This is a genomic window from Pseudomonas sp. IT-196MI5 (genome assembly GCF_949767415.1).
Classification (GTDB): domain Bacteria; phylum Pseudomonadota; class Gammaproteobacteria; order Pseudomonadales; family Pseudomonadaceae; genus Aquipseudomonas.
The window spans coordinates 197,593-215,175 of sequence record NZ_CATKPZ010000011.1 but is presented as its reverse complement, the minus strand read 5'-3'; the positions used below and the strand labels follow the sequence as shown (position 1 = coordinate 215,175).

General features: G+C 59.0%; 18 protein-coding genes. 15 read left to right on the top strand and 3 right to left on the bottom strand.

Going from position 1 to position 17,583, the window contains the following annotated elements; genetic code table 11:
• The first annotated feature begins 86 nt into the window (after positions 1–86).
• The 3 genes from eno (at position 87) to ispD (ending at position 2,529) form a co-directional block, all read left to right on the top strand.
• Entirely contained in the window at positions 87–1,376 is a 1,290-nt protein-coding gene (eno, locus tag ACM6IK_RS08575) for a phosphopyruvate hydratase (RefSeq protein WP_414873957.1), read from the top strand.
• A 170-nt stretch (positions 1,377–1,546) separates the two neighbouring features.
• Positions 1,547–1,825 (top strand): cell division protein FtsB, encoded by a 279-nt coding sequence (ftsB, locus tag ACM6IK_RS08570; protein ID WP_008057335.1) that lies wholly within the window; start codon positions 1,547–1,549, stop codon positions 1,823–1,825.
• Positions 1,822–2,529 carry a 2-C-methyl-D-erythritol 4-phosphate cytidylyltransferase gene (ispD, locus tag ACM6IK_RS08565; RefSeq protein ID WP_223546705.1) on the top strand — a complete coding sequence of 236 codons (708 nt, stop codon included), beginning with the start codon at positions 1,822–1,824 and terminating at the stop codon, positions 2,527–2,529. The genes ftsB and ispD overlap by 4 nt, the downstream gene beginning before the upstream one ends.
• A 165-nt stretch (positions 2,530–2,694) precedes the next feature.
• On the opposite strand, the gene ACM6IK_RS08560 is transcribed toward ispD, so the two are convergent.
• Positions 2,695–3,591: a LysR substrate-binding domain-containing protein gene (locus ACM6IK_RS08560; protein WP_414873956.1), complete on the bottom strand. Its 897-nt coding sequence runs from the start codon at positions 3,589–3,591 to the stop codon at positions 2,695–2,697.
• A gap of 106 nt (positions 3,592–3,697) precedes the next feature.
• Here ACM6IK_RS08560 and ACM6IK_RS08555 point away from each other — a divergent pair, with 106 nt between their 5' ends.
• From ACM6IK_RS08555 to rpoS, 8 genes are all read left to right on the top strand, one after another.
• The gene (locus tag ACM6IK_RS08555; protein ID WP_414873955.1) at positions 3,698–4,810 is read left to right on the top strand and encodes an S-(hydroxymethyl)glutathione dehydrogenase/class III alcohol dehydrogenase; all 1,113 of its coding nucleotides are present in this window, start codon (positions 3,698–3,700) and stop codon (positions 4,808–4,810) included.
• Positions 4,811–4,818: 8 nt separating this feature from the next.
• Positions 4,819–5,664 (top strand): S-formylglutathione hydrolase, encoded by an 846-nt coding sequence (gene fghA, locus ACM6IK_RS08550; protein WP_414873954.1) that lies wholly within the window; start codon positions 4,819–4,821, stop codon positions 5,662–5,664.
• A 43-nt stretch (positions 5,665–5,707) separates the two neighbouring features.
• Positions 5,708–6,181: a 2-C-methyl-D-erythritol 2,4-cyclodiphosphate synthase gene (gene ispF, locus ACM6IK_RS08545; RefSeq protein ID WP_414873953.1), complete on the top strand. Its 474-nt coding sequence runs from the start codon at positions 5,708–5,710 to the stop codon at positions 6,179–6,181.
• Positions 6,178–7,236, top strand: a complete 1,059-nt coding sequence (truD, locus tag ACM6IK_RS08540) for a tRNA pseudouridine(13) synthase TruD (RefSeq protein WP_414873952.1) — start codon at positions 6,178–6,180, stop codon at positions 7,234–7,236. The genes ispF and truD overlap by 4 nt, the downstream gene beginning before the upstream one ends.
• Complete coding sequence (gene surE / locus ACM6IK_RS08535) at positions 7,224–7,973, top strand: 5'/3'-nucleotidase SurE (protein WP_108216677.1); 750 nt, start codon at positions 7,224–7,226, stop codon at positions 7,971–7,973. The genes truD and surE overlap by 13 nt, the downstream gene beginning before the upstream one ends.
• A 41-nt stretch (positions 7,974–8,014) precedes the next feature.
• Entirely contained in the window at positions 8,015–8,650 is a 636-nt protein-coding gene (locus ACM6IK_RS08530) for a protein-L-isoaspartate(D-aspartate) O-methyltransferase (protein WP_223546805.1), read from the top strand.
• 212 nt (positions 8,651–8,862) lie between these two features.
• Entirely contained in the window at positions 8,863–9,720 is an 858-nt protein-coding gene (locus ACM6IK_RS08525; protein WP_414873951.1) for a peptidoglycan DD-metalloendopeptidase family protein, read from the top strand.
• Between the two features lie 105 nt (positions 9,721–9,825).
• The gene (rpoS, locus tag ACM6IK_RS08520) at positions 9,826–10,833 is read left to right on the top strand and encodes an RNA polymerase sigma factor RpoS (RefSeq protein ID WP_108216679.1); all 1,008 of its coding nucleotides are present in this window, start codon (positions 9,826–9,828) and stop codon (positions 10,831–10,833) included.
• A 471-nt stretch (positions 10,834–11,304) separates the two neighbouring features.
• Here rpoS and fdxA read toward each other — a convergent pair whose 3' ends face one another.
• Both fdxA and mutS read right to left on the bottom strand, forming a co-directional pair.
• A complete protein-coding gene (gene fdxA / locus ACM6IK_RS08515) occupies positions 11,305–11,628 on the bottom strand; it encodes a ferredoxin FdxA (RefSeq protein ID WP_414873950.1) in 324 nt (107 codons plus the stop codon).
• A 142-nt stretch (positions 11,629–11,770) separates the two neighbouring features.
• Positions 11,771–14,350 (bottom strand): DNA mismatch repair protein MutS, encoded by a 2,580-nt coding sequence (gene mutS / locus ACM6IK_RS08510; RefSeq protein WP_414873949.1) that lies wholly within the window; start codon positions 14,348–14,350, stop codon positions 11,771–11,773.
• Positions 14,351–14,561: 211 nt separating this feature from the next.
• On the opposite strand from mutS, the gene ACM6IK_RS08505 reads away from it, so the two are divergent.
• From ACM6IK_RS08505 to recA, 4 genes are all read left to right on the top strand, one after another.
• A complete protein-coding gene (locus ACM6IK_RS08505; RefSeq protein WP_414874308.1) occupies positions 14,562–15,296 on the top strand; it encodes an XRE family transcriptional regulator in 735 nt (244 codons plus the stop codon).
• A gap of 176 nt (positions 15,297–15,472) precedes the next feature.
• Positions 15,473–15,814 (top strand): phage holin family protein, encoded by a 342-nt coding sequence (locus tag ACM6IK_RS08500; RefSeq protein WP_414873948.1) that lies wholly within the window; start codon positions 15,473–15,475, stop codon positions 15,812–15,814.
• Positions 15,815–15,932: 118 nt separating this feature from the next.
• Entirely contained in the window at positions 15,933–16,433 is a 501-nt protein-coding gene (locus ACM6IK_RS08495) for a CinA family protein (RefSeq protein WP_057400907.1), read from the top strand.
• Positions 16,434–16,516: 83 nt separating this feature from the next.
• On the top strand, positions 16,517–17,575 hold the full coding sequence (recA, locus tag ACM6IK_RS08490; RefSeq protein ID WP_046041172.1) for a recombinase RecA: 1,059 nt from the start codon (positions 16,517–16,519) through the stop codon (positions 17,573–17,575).
• Positions 17,576–17,583 lie beyond the last annotated feature (8 nt).

The window sequence follows — 17,583 nt, the reverse complement described above, 5'->3', positions numbered from 1 at the left end:
CCAGCTCCTACAAAAAGCAATATGACCCACAAGTTATAATTCGAGCGGTACCAAGCGTTTTCGTCAACTTTGGAGTGTTTACAACAATGGCTAAAATCGTCGACATCAAAGGTCGTGAAGTTCTCGACTCCCGTGGCAATCCCACCGTGGAAGCGGACGTGCTTCTCGATAACGGCATCATCGGCAGTGCCTGCGCGCCGTCCGGTGCTTCCACTGGCTCGCGTGAAGCGCTCGAGCTGCGTGATGGCGACAAGAGCCGTTACCTGGGCAAGGGTGTTCTGAAGGCCGTAGCCAACATCAACGGCCCGATTCGCGAGCTGTTGAAAAGCATGGACCCAAGCGACCAGAAAGCGCTCGATCTGGCAATGATCAAGCTCGACGGTACTGAAAACAAAGGTTCCCTGGGCGCCAACGCGATCCTCGCCGTTTCCCTGGCCGCGGCCAAGGCAGCAGCACAGGACCAGGACCTGCCGCTGTACGCTCACATCGCCAACCTGAACGGCACCCCGGGTGTCTACTCGATGCCGGTTCCGATGATGAACATCATCAACGGCGGCGAGCACGCCGATAACAACGTCGACATCCAGGAATTCATGGTTCAGCCGGTTGGCGCCAAGTCTTTCTCGGAAGGTCTGCGCATGGGCACCGAGATTTTCCACCACCTCAAAGCCGTACTGAAGGGCCGTGGCCTGAGCACTGCCGTGGGTGACGAAGGTGGTTTCGCGCCGAACCTGGCTTCCAACGAAGATGCACTGAAAGTGATCTCCGAAGCCGTGGCCAACGCCGGTTACAAGCTGGGCACCGACGTAACCCTGGCCCTGGACTGCGCGGCCAGCGAATTCTACGAAGACGGCAAGTACAACCTGTCCGGCGAAGGCCAGGTGTTCACCGCTGAGGGTTTCGCTGACTACCTCAAGGGCCTGACCGAGCGTTACCCGATCATCTCCATCGAAGATGGCCTGGACGAGTCCGACTGGGCTGGCTGGAAGATCCTCACCGACAAGATCGGCGAGAAGACCCAACTGGTAGGCGACGACCTGTTCGTCACCAACACCAAGATCCTGAAAGAAGGCATCGACAAAAAGATCGCCAACTCGATCCTGATCAAGTTCAACCAGATCGGCACCCTGACCGAAACCCTGGAAGCCATCCAGATGGCCAAGGCTGCCGGTTACACTGCCGTGATCTCGCACCGCTCCGGCGAAACCGAAGATTCGACCATTGCCGACCTGGCCGTGGGCACCTCGGCTGGCCAGATCAAGACCGGCTCCCTGTGCCGTTCCGATCGCGTTTCCAAGTACAACCAACTGCTGCGTATCGAAGAGCAGTTGAACGGCAAAGCCAAGTACAACGGTCGCAGTGAATTCCGCGGCTAAGCAGTACATGGTAAAAAAGACACCGGATTGTGTCGGAAAAATCGCTACAGCGACGTTTTTGCCACTAATCTGATGCCTTATAAGCACAAGCCTGGTTCTTCCAGGCTTCGTGCTATCAGAAGCTTCACGTTTGGCATGGCTGTCTTTTTTCACTGGATACCTGATATTCGATGCGCAGTCCCAATTGGTTGTTCCTCGTCTTGCTCCTGCTGCTGGCTGGCCTGCAGTACCGCTTGTGGGTGGGTAATGGCAGCCTGGCGCAAGTGGCCGAGTTGACTCAGCAGATTGCCGATCAGCAAGCTGAGAACCAGACATTGCTGGAACGCAATCGGGTGATGGACGCTGAAGTCAGCGAGTTGAAAAAGGGCATGGAGACCGTTGAAGAACGGGCTCGCCATGAGTTGGGCATGGTCAAGGACGGTGAAACCCTTTACCAGCTCGCGCAATGAACCAGACCTTACCGGCCTTCTGGGCCGTGATTCCTGCCGCGGGCGTCGGAGCCCGTATGGCCGCGGACCGTCCCAAGCAATACTTGCAACTGGGCGGGCGCACTATTCTCGAACACAGCCTCGGCTGTTTCCTTGGTCATCCAGGCCTCAAAGGTCTGGTGGTCAGTCTTGCTGTTGACGATCCTTATTGGCCGAACCTGGCGTGTGCCAGTGATCCGCGTATTGCCCGGGTCGAAGGCGGCTCCGAACGTTCCGGGTCGGTGCTTAATGCGTTGCTGCACTTGCATGCGCAAGGTGCCGACGATGAGGATTGGGTACTGGTTCACGATGCCGCACGGCCGAACCTCAGTCGTGACGATCTGGACAAGCTGCTGGCTGAGCTGGCAGACGATCCTGTCGGCGGACTGCTGGCGGTTCCGGCGCGGGATACGCTCAAGCGAGTCGACAAGCACGGTCGTGTGGTTGAAACCGTGGATCGCAGCGTGATCTGGCAGGCCTACACGCCGCAGATGTTTCGCCTTGGGGCGTTGCATCGCGCACTGGCTGACAGTTTGGTGGCCGATGCCGTTATTACTGACGAAGCTTCGGCGATGGAGTGGGCCGGTTCGGCACCGCGGCTGATCGAAGGGCGGTCCGATAACCTCAAGGTCACGCGTCCTGAAGATCTTGAGTGGTTGAGGCAGCGTTGGGCCAATCGTCATTGATTGATTTGGGTTCAGTGTTGTCCCCAATCGCGAGCAGGCTCACTCCTACAAGGTTCATTGGTGTACACAAGATTCGTGTTCTTCCCCCGTCCACTGTAGGAGTGAGCCTGCTCGCGATAGCGGTAATCCAGGCAATCGATATCTTGCTGGCACGCTGGCGAACAACTAGTTTCGATACTCCTGCCTTTCAGCCAACCCCTCCTTCAAAAAATCCACCAGCTTGCGCACCTTCGGCGACAGATGCCGCTGCTGCGGATACAACGCCCAAACGGCCGTGTTCGGTGGTTGGTGCGCTTCCAGCAACGAAATCAACGCGCCGCTTTTGAGATGTTCCAGCACGTAATAGTCCGGCAACTGACACAGTCCTACGCCCTGTAGCGCGGCATCCAGTACGGCTTGCCCACTGTTGCAGCGCCAGTTTCCCTGCACCCTTTGCGAAAACTCCCGCCCGTTCTGTTCCAGTTGCCAGAGGTCCGAGCTGCCGATAAGGCAGTTGTGGCGGCTCAGCTCTGACAGGCTATGCGGGCGACCGTAACGTTCTAGGTAGGAGGGCGATGCGCAGAGAAACATGCGTCGCGGCGCGAGGCGGGTGGCGACCAGCCGTGAATCCTGCAAGCGCCCGAGGCGGATCGCCAGGTCGAGGCCTTCGTGCACCAGCTCAAGCTGGCGATTGGTCAGTTCGATGTCGATGCGCAGTTGCGGATACAGCCCCATGAAACGCGTTACCAGCGGCACGATGAAGCGTTCTCCGTAGGCTACGGCGCAGGTCATGCGCAGCATGCCTTTGGGCTCGCTGGTCAAGTCGCCGACCGCGCGTAACGCCTCTTCACGTCCATCCTGCAAGCGTTGGCAATGCTGCAGGAAAGTTTGTCCGGCTTCAGTCAGCGTGACCCGGCGCGTACTACGATAGAGCAAGCGGGTTTGCAGGCGCTCTTCGAGGCGTACGATTTGTCGACTGATATGGGAGGAAGAAACCCCCAGGCGTTGCGCAGCAGCGGTGAACTGGCTGCATTCGGCCACGGCGACAAACTCGTCAATCCCTTCCCAGCGGTTTTCGGACATGGATGATTATCCCTGTGCAGCAATAATGTTTTGCTTTTGTCTGGATTATTCACTGTAAGGCGCTGTATTACACTCCCTGTCTCGTTTTCTTCACTGGAGAGTCACCATGATCAAGTCGCGCGCCGCCGTTGCCTTCGAGGCCAAGAAGCCCCTCGAAATCGTTGAAGTCGATGTCGCCATGCCCAAGGCCGGTGAAGTATTGCTGCGCGTGGTGGCCTCCGGTGTTTGCCATACCGATGCCTACACACTGTCTGGCGCTGATCCGGAAGGCATCTTCCCGTCGATCCTCGGCCATGAAGGCGGTGCGATCGTGGAAGCGATTGGCGAGGGAGTGACTTCCCTTGCGGTGGGCGACCATGTGATCCCGCTGTACACCCCGGAATGCGGCAAGTGCAAATTCTGTCTGTCGGGCAAAACCAACCTCTGCCAGGCGATTCGTGCGACCCAGGGTAAAGGCCTGATGCCGGATGGCACTTCGCGTTTTTCCTACAAGGGAGAAACGATTTTCCATTACATGGGCACCTCGACTTTTTCCGAGTACACCGTGCTGCCAGAAATATCCGTCGCCAGGATTCCTAAAGAAGCACCACTGGAAAAAGTCTGCCTGCTGGGCTGCGGCGTCACCACCGGCATCGGCGCGGTGCTCAACACTGCCAAGGTGAAACCGGGTGATACCGTGGCCATTTTCGGCCTCGGCGGCATCGGTCTGTCGGCTGTCATCGGCGCCGTAAAAGCCAAGGCAGCCCGCATCATCGCCATCGACATCAACCCGGCGAAATTCGAAATCGCCAAACAGCTCGGCGCAACCGACTGCGTGAACCCGAAAGACTTCGATCGCCCGATCCAGGAAGTCATCGTCGACATGACCGATGGCGGCGTCGACTTTTCCTTCGAGTGCATCGGCAATGTGCAGCTGATGCGCGCGGCGCTGGAGTGCTGTCACAAGGGCTGGGGCGAATCGGTCATCATCGGCGTTGCCGGTGCCGGGCAGGAAATCTCGACCCGTCCGTTCCAGCTGGTCACCGGCCGCGTCTGGCGCGGTTCGGCGTTCGGCGGCGTGCGCGGCCGTACCGAATTGCCAAGCTATGTGGAAATGGCCGAGTCCGGTGAGATTCCGCTGGATACCTTCATCACCCACACCATGGGCCTGGAAGATATCAACAAGGCGTTTGACCTGATGCATGAAGGAAAAAGCATTCGCTCCGTCATCCATTTCTGAGGTCTGTCATGAGCCTGGAAAATATCTCCTGCCAGAAAAGCTTCGGCGGCTGGCACAAGCGTTATCGCCATCGCTCGGAAGTGCTCGGCTGCGACATGGTGTTCGCCGTCTACCTGCCACCGCAGGCGGAGCAAGGCGGCAAGTTGCCGGTGTTGTACTGGTTGTCCGGCCTGACCTGCACCGACGAGAACTTCATGCAAAAGGCCGGCGCCATGCGCATGGCCGCCGAGTTGGGGCTGATCATCGTCGCACCGGACACCAGCCCTCGCGGTCCTGATGTGCCGGGCGATCCGGACGGCGCCTGGGACTTCGGCCTCGGCGCCGGATTTTATCTCAATGCCACCCAAGAACCCTGGTCGCGCCACTATCGGATGCATGACTATGTCGTGCAGGAATTGCCCTCATTGGTCGAAGCCCATTTCCCGGCGTCGGACAAACGCGGTATCAGTGGTCATTCCATGGGCGGCCACGGTGCGCTGGTCTGCGCATTGCGCAATCCGGGGCGCTATCTGTCGGTGTCGGCGTTCTCGCCCATCAACAATCCGATGGATTGCCCGTGGGGGCAGAAAGCCTTCTCTCGTTATCTGGGAGAGGACCGTTCGAAGTGGCGCGAATGGGATGCCTGCGCGTTGATTGCCGAGGCCGATGAAAAGCTGCCACTGCTGGTCGACCAAGGCGATCGCGACGATTTCCTCGCCAACCAGCTCAAGCCGGACGCCTTGCAACAGGCGGCCAAACTGGCCGGTCATCCGCTGACGTTGCGTCTGCAGCCGGGCTATGACCACAGCTATTTCTTCATCGCCAGTTTTATCGACGACCACTTGCAGCATCACGGACGCGCTCTAGGCGTCTAATGCAGGTAGAATCACGCCCTGACAAAAATCGGGGCGTTTTTTTATGCGTATTGGCCACGGCTACGATGTGCACCGTTTCGCTGAAGGCGATTTCATCACTCTGGGCGGCGTGCGTATTGCACACAGCTTCGGACTGCTCGCTCACTCTGACGGTGACGTCCTCTTGCACGCCTTGAGCGATGCCTTGCTCGGCGCCGCGGCGCTGGGCGACATCGGCAAGCATTTCCCGGATACCGACCCGCAATTCAAGGGTGCCGACAGCCGTGCGCTGTTGCGTCACGTCGTCGCGCTGGTCCATGCCAAGGGCTGGAAAGTCGGCAACGTCGATAACACCATTGTCGCCCAAGCGCCGAAAATGGCCCCGCATATCGAATCGATGCGCGCGCTGATTGCCGCGGATCTTCAAGTAGAGTTGGATCAAGTGAACGTGAAAGCTACCACCACCGAAAAGCTCGGCTTTGTCGGTCGCGAAGAAGGCATTGCCGTGCACTCCGTTGCCATGTTGCTGCGCGCATGAACGAGGCGCAACTGCTCGGCCCGCGGGCCTATGGTGAGCCCCTCGGCACCGCGGTACTGAAAGCCATCGCGGAAGATTTCCAGGTCGACGAAGTCCTCGACATCCCCCTGAGTGGCGAAGGCGAACACCTGTGGATCTGGGTGGAAAAGCGCGGTCTGAACACAGAAGAAGCGGCACGGCGGATTGCCAAGGCAGCAGGTGTGCCATTGCGCACCGTCAGCTATGCCGGGCTCAAGGACCGTCAGGCGTTGACTCGCCAGTGGTTCAGCGTGCAACTGCCGGGCAAGGCCGACCCTGATCTGTCGGCCGCGCAAAACGACACGCTGAAGATCCTCAAGACCGCCCGCCACAAGCGCAAGCTGCAACGCGGTGCGCACTCGGCCAACGGCTTCACCTTGCGCCTGACGCAATTTGCCGGTGACAAGACTGCGATTGAAGAGCGTCTGCAACTGATCGCCAAACAAGGCATCCCCAATTATTTCGGCGCCCAGCGTTTCGGCCATGACGGCGGCAACGTCGTCGATGCTCGCGCCTGGGCTGCGCGCAAGGCTTTGCCGGAGCAGCGCAATGTACGCTCACGGCTGCTTTCCACGGCGCGCAGTTTTTTGTTCAATCAGGTGCTGGCCGCGCGTGTCGCCGATGGCACCTGGCAGCGTGCCCAGGTGGGCGATCTGCTGGCGTTCACCGACAGTCGCAGCTTTTTCCCGGCAGGCGAAGCCGAGTGCAGCGACCCGCGCCTGGCGATTCTCGATCTGCACCCGACCGGTCCGCAGTGGGGCGAAGGTGACTCGCCGGCCACGGGCGTTGTCCATGAACTGGAGCAGGCCATCGCCGCACGCGAAGCAGATTTGCGTGACTGGTTGATCAACGCCGGTATGAGCCACGAACGTCGCATCCTGCGGCTGCCCATTGGCGGGCTGACGTGGCATTATCCCGAGCCTGACATTCTGCAACTGGAATTCATCCTGCCGGCCGGATGCTTCGCCACCGTATTGGTGCGTGAGCTTGTTGATCTGGTGCCGGTGGGGCAGACGGACAGCCCATGCGTATTCTGATTTCTAACGACGATGGGGTAACCGCACCCGGTCTCGCCGCGCTTTATGCTGCGCTGGCGGATTACACCGAATGCGTGGTTATCGCCCCGGACCAGGACAAAAGCGGCGCCAGCAGTTCGCTGACGCTCGACCGTCCGTTGCACCCGCAAACCCTGGCCAACGGCTTTATCAGCCTCAACGGCACACCCACCGACTGTGTGCACCTGGGCCTCAACGGCCTGCTGGAGCGCGAAGCTGACATGGTGGTTTCCGGTATCAACCTGGGCGCGAACCTGGGGGACGATGTCCTGTATTCCGGTACGGTGGCGGCGGCCCTTGAGGGACGTTTCCTGAAACACCCTTCGTTTGCCTTTTCGCTTGTCTCTCGTCAGGTAGAGAACCTTCCCACGGCTGCCTATTTCGCGCGCAAACTGGTCGAAGCCCATGCTGACCTGGATCTGCCACCGCGCACGGTACTGAACGTGAACATCCCCAATTTGCCGCTGGACCATATCCGCGGTATCCAGCTGACCCGCCTGGGTCATCGCGCCCGTGCCGCGGCACCGATGAAAGTGGTGGATCCGCGGGGCAAGTCCGGTTACTGGATCGCGGCGGCCGGGGATGCCGAAGACGGTGGCCCGGGTACCGATTTCCATGCAGTGATGCAGGGATATGTTTCGATCACGCCGTTGCAACTGGATCGCACCTTCAATGATGCCTTCAGAAGTCTGGACGGCTGGCTGGAGGGGCTGCGCTGATGGGTCGCGAACAAGACGATATGCTGCGTCGCGGCATTGGCATGACCTCCCAGCGAACCCGGGAGCGGCTCATCCAGCGCCTGTACGAAGAAGGTATCTGCAACGCCAGGGTGCTGGAGGTCATTCGCCGGACCCCGCGCCACCTGTTCGTCGATGAAGCGTTGGCGCACCGTGCCTATGAAGACACAGCGCTGCCGATCGGCAATAACCAGACTATCTCCCAGCCATATATGGTGGCGCGCATGAGCGAGCTGCTGCTGGAGGCCGGTCCCCTCGACAAGGTGCTGGAGATCGGCACCGGCTCGGGGTATCAGACGGCGGTGCTGTCGCAACTCGTCGAGCGTGTGTTCTCGGTCGAGCGCATCAAGGTTTTGCAGGATCGTGCGAAAGAACGTCTGGTTGAGCTGAACCTGCGCAACGTGGTGTTCCGCTGGGGCGATGGCTGGGAGGGCTGGCCGGCACTGGCGCCGTACAACGGGATTATCGTCACCGCCGTGGCGACCGATGTGCCCCAGGCATTGCTTGACCAGTTGGCACCGGGAGGCCGCATGGTGATCCCTGTCGGGTCCGGAGAAGTCCAGCAATTGATGCTGATCATTCGCGAAGAGCAGGGTTTTTCCAGGCATGTTCTGGGGGCTGTACGCTTCGTGCCATTGCTCAATGGGCCACTGGCCTGAGCATTTGTTTCGGCACGCTGAATTCTCTGCGATTGCCTTTGTCTTACAGCGGCATCGTGCGGTTAAACGGGATTCATCGTCAGGCAGCAAACGTGTGCGCGACAACGATTCGCCACATTAAAGGTAAAGCATGCACGGCCCGTTATACTTGCGACAGTTCATTGCCGGACTCCGGCATTTCACATTTTCAGCCACCACAGAGGGAGCGGCGGGTGAGTCTCACAGTCATTGCGCAGCGAATGAGTAAAACGAGCTTTCAGCGCCTGGTGACTGGCCTTGTCTTGAGCACCTTGCTGGTCGGTTGTTCCAGCAACAAGTCCAGCGATGTTCGTGTCGTGGACCGCAACAATGCCGCGCCTCAGCGCCCGGTCGTGACCACCGGACAATACGTCGTTCGGCCCAAGGACACCCTGTTCTCCATTGCCTTCCGTTACGGTTGGGACTACAAGGCCCTGGCGGCGCGCAACAACATTGCTGCGCCTTACACCATCCGTCCGGGTCAGACGATTCGCTTTGATGGTCGTACCGATTCAACGTCGACGGCGGTGGTCAGTTCGTCCAGTTCAACACCTTCGTCGTCGAGTAAAACCACGGTCATCCGTCGTTCGGCAAACGGTACGACCACCAGCACAACGACGGTTGTACCGTCCGTCGCGAGCAAGCCTGCCCCCGCGCCATTGCCCCCTCCCGGGCCAGCCCCGACCGGCTGGGGGTGGCCATCTAATGGCATTCTTATCGGGAAATTCTCTTCAAACGGTAGTTTGAATAAAGGAATTGATATCGCCGGAGATTTGGGACAGCCTGTTTTAGCTGCGTCTGATGGGACGGTGGTATATGCCGGGAGTGGCTTAAGGGGCTACGGCGAATTAGTGATCATCAAACACAGTGAAACCTACGTAAGCGCCTACGGACATAACCGCAGGCTGTTGGTTCGGGAGGGGCAGCAGGTCAAGGTCGGACAGACAATTGCCGAAATGGGGTCAACGGGTACAGACCGGGTGAAACTGCATTTTGAGATTCGCCGCCAGGGTAAACCTGTAGATCCGCTGCAATTCCTGCCGCGTCGTTGATCGCTTACCAGCCTGTTCCGTCGCGTAGAGGGGACAGGCTCCAGCGTTGCCAGGGATAAAGGCGCCGCTTGAGCTTGAGGTCGAACTCACCAAAGGACTATAACAATGGCTCTCAGTAAAGAAGTGCCGGAGTTTGACATCGACGATGAGGTTCTCCTGATGGAGAGCAGCATCGATATGGATTCGATGTCGAATGATGAAGGGGCGGCTCCACCTTCCGTTCGTGCCAAATCCAAACACTCCGCATCGCTGAAACAGCACAAGTACATTGACTACACGCGGGCACTTGATGCCACGCAGCTGTATCTCAATGAAATTGGTTTTTCTCCCCTGCTGTCACCCGAAGAAGAAGTTCATTTTGCGCGCCTGTCGCAAAGTGGCGATCCGGCTGGGCGCAAACGCATGATTGAAAGCAACCTGCGGCTGGTGGTGAAAATCGCCCGACGCTACGTCAATCGTGGGTTGTCGCTGCTGGACCTGATCGAAGAGGGCAACCTCGGCTTGATCCGGGCGGTGGAGAAGTTCGATCCGGAACGCGGTTTCCGCTTCTCGACCTACGCGACCTGGTGGATTCGCCAAACCATCGAACGCGCAATCATGAATCAGACCCGGACCATCCGGTTGCCGATCCATGTGGTCAAAGAACTGAATGTGTACCTGCGGGCCGCGCGGGAACTGACGCAAAAACTCGACCATGAACCCTCACCCGAAGAAATCGCCAACCTGCTGGAAAAGCCGGTGGGAGAGGTCAAGCGTATGCTCGGCCTGAACGAACGGGTTTCCTCGGTCGACGTCTCGCTGGGTCCCGACTCGGATAAAACCCTGCTTGATACCCTGACTGACGACCGTCCAACCGATCCATGCGAACTGTTGCAGGACGACGACCTGTCCCAGAGCATCGATCAATGGCTCTCGGAGCTGACCGACAAGCAACGCGAAGTGGTAGTACGCCGCTTCGGCCTGCGCGGTCATGAAAGCAGCACCCTTGAAGACGTAGGCCTGGAAATCGGCCTGACCCGTGAGCGGGTCAGGCAGATTCAGGTCGAAGGCTTGAAGCGGCTGCGCGAGATCCTGGAAAAAAATGGTCTGTCGAGCGAGTCGCTGTTCCAATAAGACGCTCACTGCGATGGCATAAAAAACCCCGACTGGTTCGGGGTTTTTTATTGCCTGGGCAGGAGATCGAGTCCACTCGGGATTTTGGTTTCGTGCTGTAAGTCCAGGCTTACACTTGCGTAAGTGTTCGTTATTTTTACACCCTGGCAATCGTCCATACTGAACTTTATTGTCATCTATCTTTATGATTTATATGGCTATTTTTTATTGTTAATGAAGTGTGACAGCTGGGATTCGCGCCAAGGGGCGGTTGATCTCCGGGGGGGAAACTCTAATATTCAAGTTGTGTCGACGGATAGACACGTCCTTCATGGATGAGGGAAATGGACATCGCAGGACGCGATTCATCAGGACGATGAAAAGGAACACAGGGAATAGGGAAAAAATGTGGGCGGGTCAAACCGCCCCTTTTTTTGCCTGCAGAAAAGCAAAAAGGCCCTTTTGGGGCCTTTTACAGGAACGCGGGGGTAATCAGCGTTCGAGGTCTGCGATCTTGCCTGGCTTGCCGTCCCACTCTTCAGCGTCGGGCAGCGGATCTTTACGTTCGGTGATGTTCGGCCAGATTTCAGCAAGCTCAGCGTTCAGCTCGATGAAATTCTCCATGCCGGCCGGAACTTCATCTTCGGAGAAGATAGCCGTGGCAGGGCATTCAGGTTCGCACAGTGCGCAATCGATGCACTCATCCGGGTGGATCACCAGGAAATTCGGGCCTTCGTAAAAGCAGTCCACCGGACAGACTTCTACGCAGTCGGTGTACTTGCACTTGATGCAGTTGTCGGTGACGACGAAGGTCATTTCTAATTTTCTCCTCAGGCGCGGCTTGCTGCGCCCCTTTTCGTAGGGGTCGCCAGGTTCGGGAGCGATAGTCCGCTGGCCAGGCTATTAGCCAGCAGCATCCCAAACCGCGCGAGATTCTAACAGCTTGCAGGCCGCTGTGTTAGATCCGTGTCTTTAGTGTATAGAGCATTTCGAGAGCACGACGTGGCGTCATGTCGTCCAGATCCAGCTTGGCCAGATCATCCAGTACCGGGTGCGGCAAGCTGGCAAACAGATCGCTTTGCAGCGGCGCAGCCGGTTTGCCTTTGGCCGGTGCAGGTGTTTCATGGGGCAGGGCGGTATCTTCCAGTCGACTCAAATGCTCACGAGCACGGGTGATGACTTCACTCGGTACGCCCGCCAGTTGCGCAACGGCCAGGCCATAACTCTGGCTGGCAGGTCCAGGCAGCACGTGGTGCAGGAACACGATGCGTTCATTGTGCTCGGTGGCATTGAGGTGCACATTGGCCACCAACGGCTGGGCTTCCGGCAGGACGGTCAGTTCAAAGTAGTGGGTGGCGAACAGCGTGTAGGCACGCAGATGCGCCAGGCGCTCGGCCGCCGCCCATGCCAGGGACAGACCGTCGAACGTGCTGGTGCCGCGTCCGACTTCGTCCATCAGCACCAGGCTGCGCTCGGTGGCGTTGTGCAGAATGTTCGCGGTTTCACTCATTTCCACCATAAAGGTGGAACGCCCGCCGGCCAGGTCATCACTGGAGCCGATCCGGGTGAAGATGCGGTCGACCAGCGACAATTCGCAACTGGCCGCCGGCACGAAGCTGCCGATGTGCGCCAGCAGCACAATCAATGCGGTCTGACGCATGTAGGTGGATTTACCGCCCATGTTCGGACCGGTGATCACCAGCATGCGGGTGTTGTCGTCCAGGCTCAGGTCGTTGGCCACGAACGGCGTGGTCAGCACTTGTTCGACCACGGGGTGACGACCCTGGCTGATGCGCATGCACGGTTCGCTGACGAAGCGCGGGCAGTTCAGGTCGAGGTTCAGCGCACGCTCGGCCAGGTTGCTCAAGACGTCCAGCTCGGCCAGGGCGCCGGCGGTGTCCTGTAAGGGTGGCAGCTGGGCGATCAGATCTTCGAGCAACGCTTCGTAAAGCATCTTCTCGCGGGCCAGGGCACGGCTCTTGGCCGATAATGCCTTGTCTTCGAACGCTTTGAGTTCCGGTGTAATGAAGCGCTCGGCACCTTTGAGCGTCTGGCGGCGAATGTAGTCGGCCGGTGCCGATTCCGCCTGCTTGCTTGGCAGTTCGATGAAGTAGCCGTGGATGCGGTTGTAACCTACCTTCAGGTGCGACAGGCCGGTGCGAGCCTTTTCCCGCGCCTCGAGGTCGATCAGGAACTGTCCGGCGTTTTCGCTGAGCGACTGCAGTTCGTCGAGTTCGCTGTCGTAGCCGGTTTTCAGTACGCCGCCGTCACGAATGACCGCGGGCGGGTTGTCGATGATGGCTTTTTCCAGGAGTGCCGCCAGTTCCGGGTAGGTGCTGGTGATGGTGGCGAGTTGCTGGAGATGCGGGGCTTCGAGTTCCGTCATCGCCACTTGCAATTCGGGCAGTGCGCCGAGGGCGTCACGCAAGCGGGCGAGGTCGCGCGGGCGGGCATTGCGCAGACCGATTCGCGCAAGAATCCGCTCGATGTCGCCGATCTCCTTGAGCTGCGGTTGCAGTCTTTCGAAGCGGTAACCGTCGAGCAGGCAAGTGATCGAGGTCTGACGCGCCAGCAGCACCGTCAAATCGCGCAACGGCCGATTCAGCCAGCGGGTCAGCAGGCGGCTGCCCATGGCGGTCTGGCAGCGATCCACCACCGATTGCAGGGTGTTGTCGCGCCCCCCGGCCAGGTTGGTGTCGAGCTCCAGGTTACGACGGCTGGCGCCATCTAGCACCACGGTATCGTCCAGGCGTTCGTGCCGCAGGCTGCGCAAATGGGGCAGGGCGGTACGCTGGGTTTCCTTGGCGTAGGCCAGCAGGCAACCGGCGGCGCCGATGGCCAGGGTCAGGTTTTCGCAGCCAAAGCCCTTGAGATCCTGGGTCGAGAATTGCTGGCACAGGCTTTTGAGCGCCGAATCGCGCTCGAAATCCCACGGCGCACGGCGACGCACACCGCGACGTTTTTCCGCCGGCAAATCCTTGGGCCAGTCATCCGGGATCAGCAGCTCTACCGGGTTGACTCGCTCCAGCTCCGCCAGCAGATTTTCCCAACCCTTGATTTCCAGCACGCTGAAATTGCCACTGGTGATGTCCAGCACCGCCAGGCCGAACAGGCGCTCATCACCCAGAACAGCGGCGATCAGGTTGTCGCGGCGCTCGTCGAGCAGCGCTTCGTCACTCACCGTCCCCGGCGTGATGATGCGCACGACCTGCCGCTCTACGGGCCCTTTGCTGGTGGCCGGGTCGCCGACCTGCTCGCAGATCACCACCGATTCGCCAAGCTTCACCAGTTTTGCCAGGTAACCCTCGGCGGCATGGTAAGGAATCCCGCACATCGGAATCGCCTGGCCGGCCGACTGCCCACGGGCCGTCAGGGTGATGTCCAGCAACTTGGCGGCCTTCTTCGCGTCTTCATAGAAGATCTCGTAGAAGTCGCCCATGCGGTAGAACATCAGCTGGTCCGGGTGCTGGTTTTTCAGGCGCCAGTACTGCTGCATCATCGGGGTGTGGGAGGACAGGTCGGAGACGGCTTTATTCATCGGATTGTCAGGAAGCTCGTTCAAAGAGATGGGGCAAAAGCGGGGCAACGGCCGGGCTTTTCCGCGATGGGCGCAAGGTTACCATGGGCGGTCTACCCGACGCAGGCATCACGGCCGGGTGACACCTTTTACGATGCAAAAAAAGCGTGTTATGCATCGACTATGCAAATCGGCATTGTCTTCTTCGAGAAGAGCAAGCACTATGCGTGTTATGCAAAAACGCAACGTATCGACCGTATTAAGAGCATTGCTCGATCAGCACGGGATCTCCCCCACGGAGCTTCACCGTCGAACCGGTGTGCCTCAATCCACGCTCTCGCGCATTCTCAGCGGGAAGATCGTCGATCCCTCGGATAAACATATTTCGAAGATCGCCGAGTATTTCTCCTTGAGCACCGATCAGTTGCGTGGCCGCGCGGACGTCTCGTCTGCCGCTAATGCCAGGCGCGCTCCCGTGCATTCGGAACTCAAGGATATAAGTCTGTGGGACGACGATACCCCCGTCGATGATGACGAGGTGTCGGTCCCCTTTCTTCGCGAGGTTGAATTGGCTGCAGGATCAGGAAGATTCGTCATCGAGGAGAGCGAGCGCTCTAGCCTGCGCTTCGGCAAGCGAAGCCTGCGCCATAACGGTGTGCAGTTCGACCAGGCCAAATGCGTGACTGTGCGGGGCAACAGCATGTTGCCAGTACTGCGCGACGGCGCCACGGTCGGGGTCAATGCCGGCAAATGCGGCATTGGCGATATCGTTGACGGCGACCTTTATGCCATCAATCACAACGGTCAATTGCGGGTGAAGCAGTTGTATCGGCTGCCGACCGGGATTCGCTTGCGCAGCTTCAATCGAGACGAGCATCCAGACGAGGATTACACCTTTCAGGACGTCCAGGAGGAGCCGATTGTTATCCTCGGCCATGTCTTCTGGTGGGGCATGTACGCCCGCTAACCCCCCCCCCACTGCGTTCAGGTAGAACCCGCCTCCCGAGCGAGTTTTTTTCGTGTGCTGAAGGCATCGGATGGTCTTTTTATGCGTTTACGCATTGACTGTCCATGCATTAATGCATAGGCTTGTCGCCTATCTATCAAGAACACGGAATGACCGTTCGCTCAAGGAGGCACGAAATGACCGCTGAGCAATATGCGTTGCTGGACATGCCTCTTTGGTTGGTCATCAGCCTGCCAATACTCGGTGGCGTTACCGGTGAAATGTGGCGTGCCGATAAAGACGGCGTTCGTGGCTGGCCCCTTGTCCGGCGCCTGAGCCTGCGGTCTGGCTCCAGCATGATCTGCGGCGCTTCGATCATCATGCTGCTGCACGCCGGCAATGTTTCCATTTGGGCAGCTTGTGCGGGTGGTTGTTTAGCGGCGATGGCCGGGACAGACGTAGTTTTAGGGTTGTATGAGCGTTGGGCGGCCAAGCGCGTGGGGGTCGACCATGTTCCGTCCGGTGACGTGGAAGATTGATTCTCCGGCAGTCCCTTTCCAGAGCCTCTGATTCCTCACATTTTGATCGGTCCTGTCGCTTGCAAGTGCGGTCTGCTCGTGTACGGTTAACCTCATCCCGCCCGATCAGGAGATGACCGTGAACGAAATCACCCAGCTCGCCGCCGAACTCGGCAGACGCCTGCAGGTTCTCAATGCCCACGTCACCACGGCGGAGTCCTGCACCGGCGGAGGCATCGCCGAGGCAATCACCCGTATTCCCGGGAGTTCGGCCTGGTTCGAGGCCGGTTATGTCACCTACTCCAACCGGCAGAAAACCCTGCAACTGGATGTCCCGGTTGAGTTGTTCACCACCGTGGGTGCGGTCAGTCGCGAGGTGGTCGAGGCCATGGTCCGGGGGGCGCAGAAGAAAAACAGCGCGTATTTCTCCGTGGCGGTCAGTGGCATCGCCGGGCCGGATGGTGGAACGGCGAGCAAGCCGGTTGGCACGGTGTGGCTGGCCTGGGGTGTCGGAGACCAGGTGTTCTGCGAGCGGCAGCACTTCCCGGGTAATCGCGACGACGTCCGCCGACAAACGGTGAAGGCCGCGCTAGAGGGGCTGCTGCGGTATGCCGCGGCAGAAATCTCAAATCAGGGGTAGGCGATCCGGAATCGCTGTGGAATAATACTGGCTACTTATACAGGTGTTGGCCGTCAGGCCTTATTGATTACGTGAGGACTTTAATGGACGACAACAAGAAGAAAGCCTTGGCTGCGGCCCTGGGTCAGATCGAACGTCAATTCGGCAAGGGTGCCGTAATGCGTATGGGCGATCAGGACCGTCAGGCGATCCCGGCCATCTCCACCGGCTCTCTGGGTCTGGACATCGCTCTTGGCATCGGCGGTCTGCCAAAAGGCCGTATTGTTGAAATCTACGGTCCTGAATCTTCCGGTAAAACCACACTGACCTTGTCCGTGATCGCCCAGGCTCAAAAAGCCGGCGCGACCTGCGCATTCGTCGACGCCGAACACGCCCTCGACCCAGAGTACGCCGGCAAGCTGGGCGTCAACGTCGACGACCTGCTGGTTTCCCAGCCGGACACCGGCGAGCAGGCCCTGGAAATCACCGACATGCTGGTGCGTTCCAACGCGGTTGACGTGATCATCGTCGACTCCGTGGCCGCCCTGGTGCCAAAGGCTGAAATCGAAGGCGAAATGGGTGACATGCACGTGGGCCTGCAAGCCCGTCTGATGTCCCAGGCGTTGCGTAAAATCACCGGCAACATCAAGAACGCCAACTGCCTGGTGATCTTCATCAACCAGATCCGTATGAAAATCGGCGTGATGTTCGGTAGCCCGGAAACCACCACCGGTGGTAACGCACTGAAGTTCTACGCATCGGTTCGTCTGGACATCCGTCGTACTGGCGCGGTGAAAGAAGGTGATGAGGTCGTCGGTAGCGAAACCCGCGTCAAGGTCGTGAAGAACAAGGTGGCTTCGCCGTTCCGTCAGGCCGAGTTCCAGATTCTTTACGGCAAGGGCATCTACCTCAACGGTGAGATGATCGACCTGGGTGTTCTGCACGGTTTCGTCGAGAAGTCCGGCGCCTGGTATGCCTATGAAGGCACCAAGATCGGTCAGGGCAAGGCCAACTCGGCCAAGTTCCTGGCAGACAACCCGGAAGTCGCGGCAAAGCTGGAGAAGCAACTGCGTGACAAGCTGCTGTCCCCTTCGTCGGTAGCAGACGCCAAAGCTTCTGCGGTCAAAGAGACCGAAGACGACCTGGCTGACGCTGATATCTGATCGAAGCA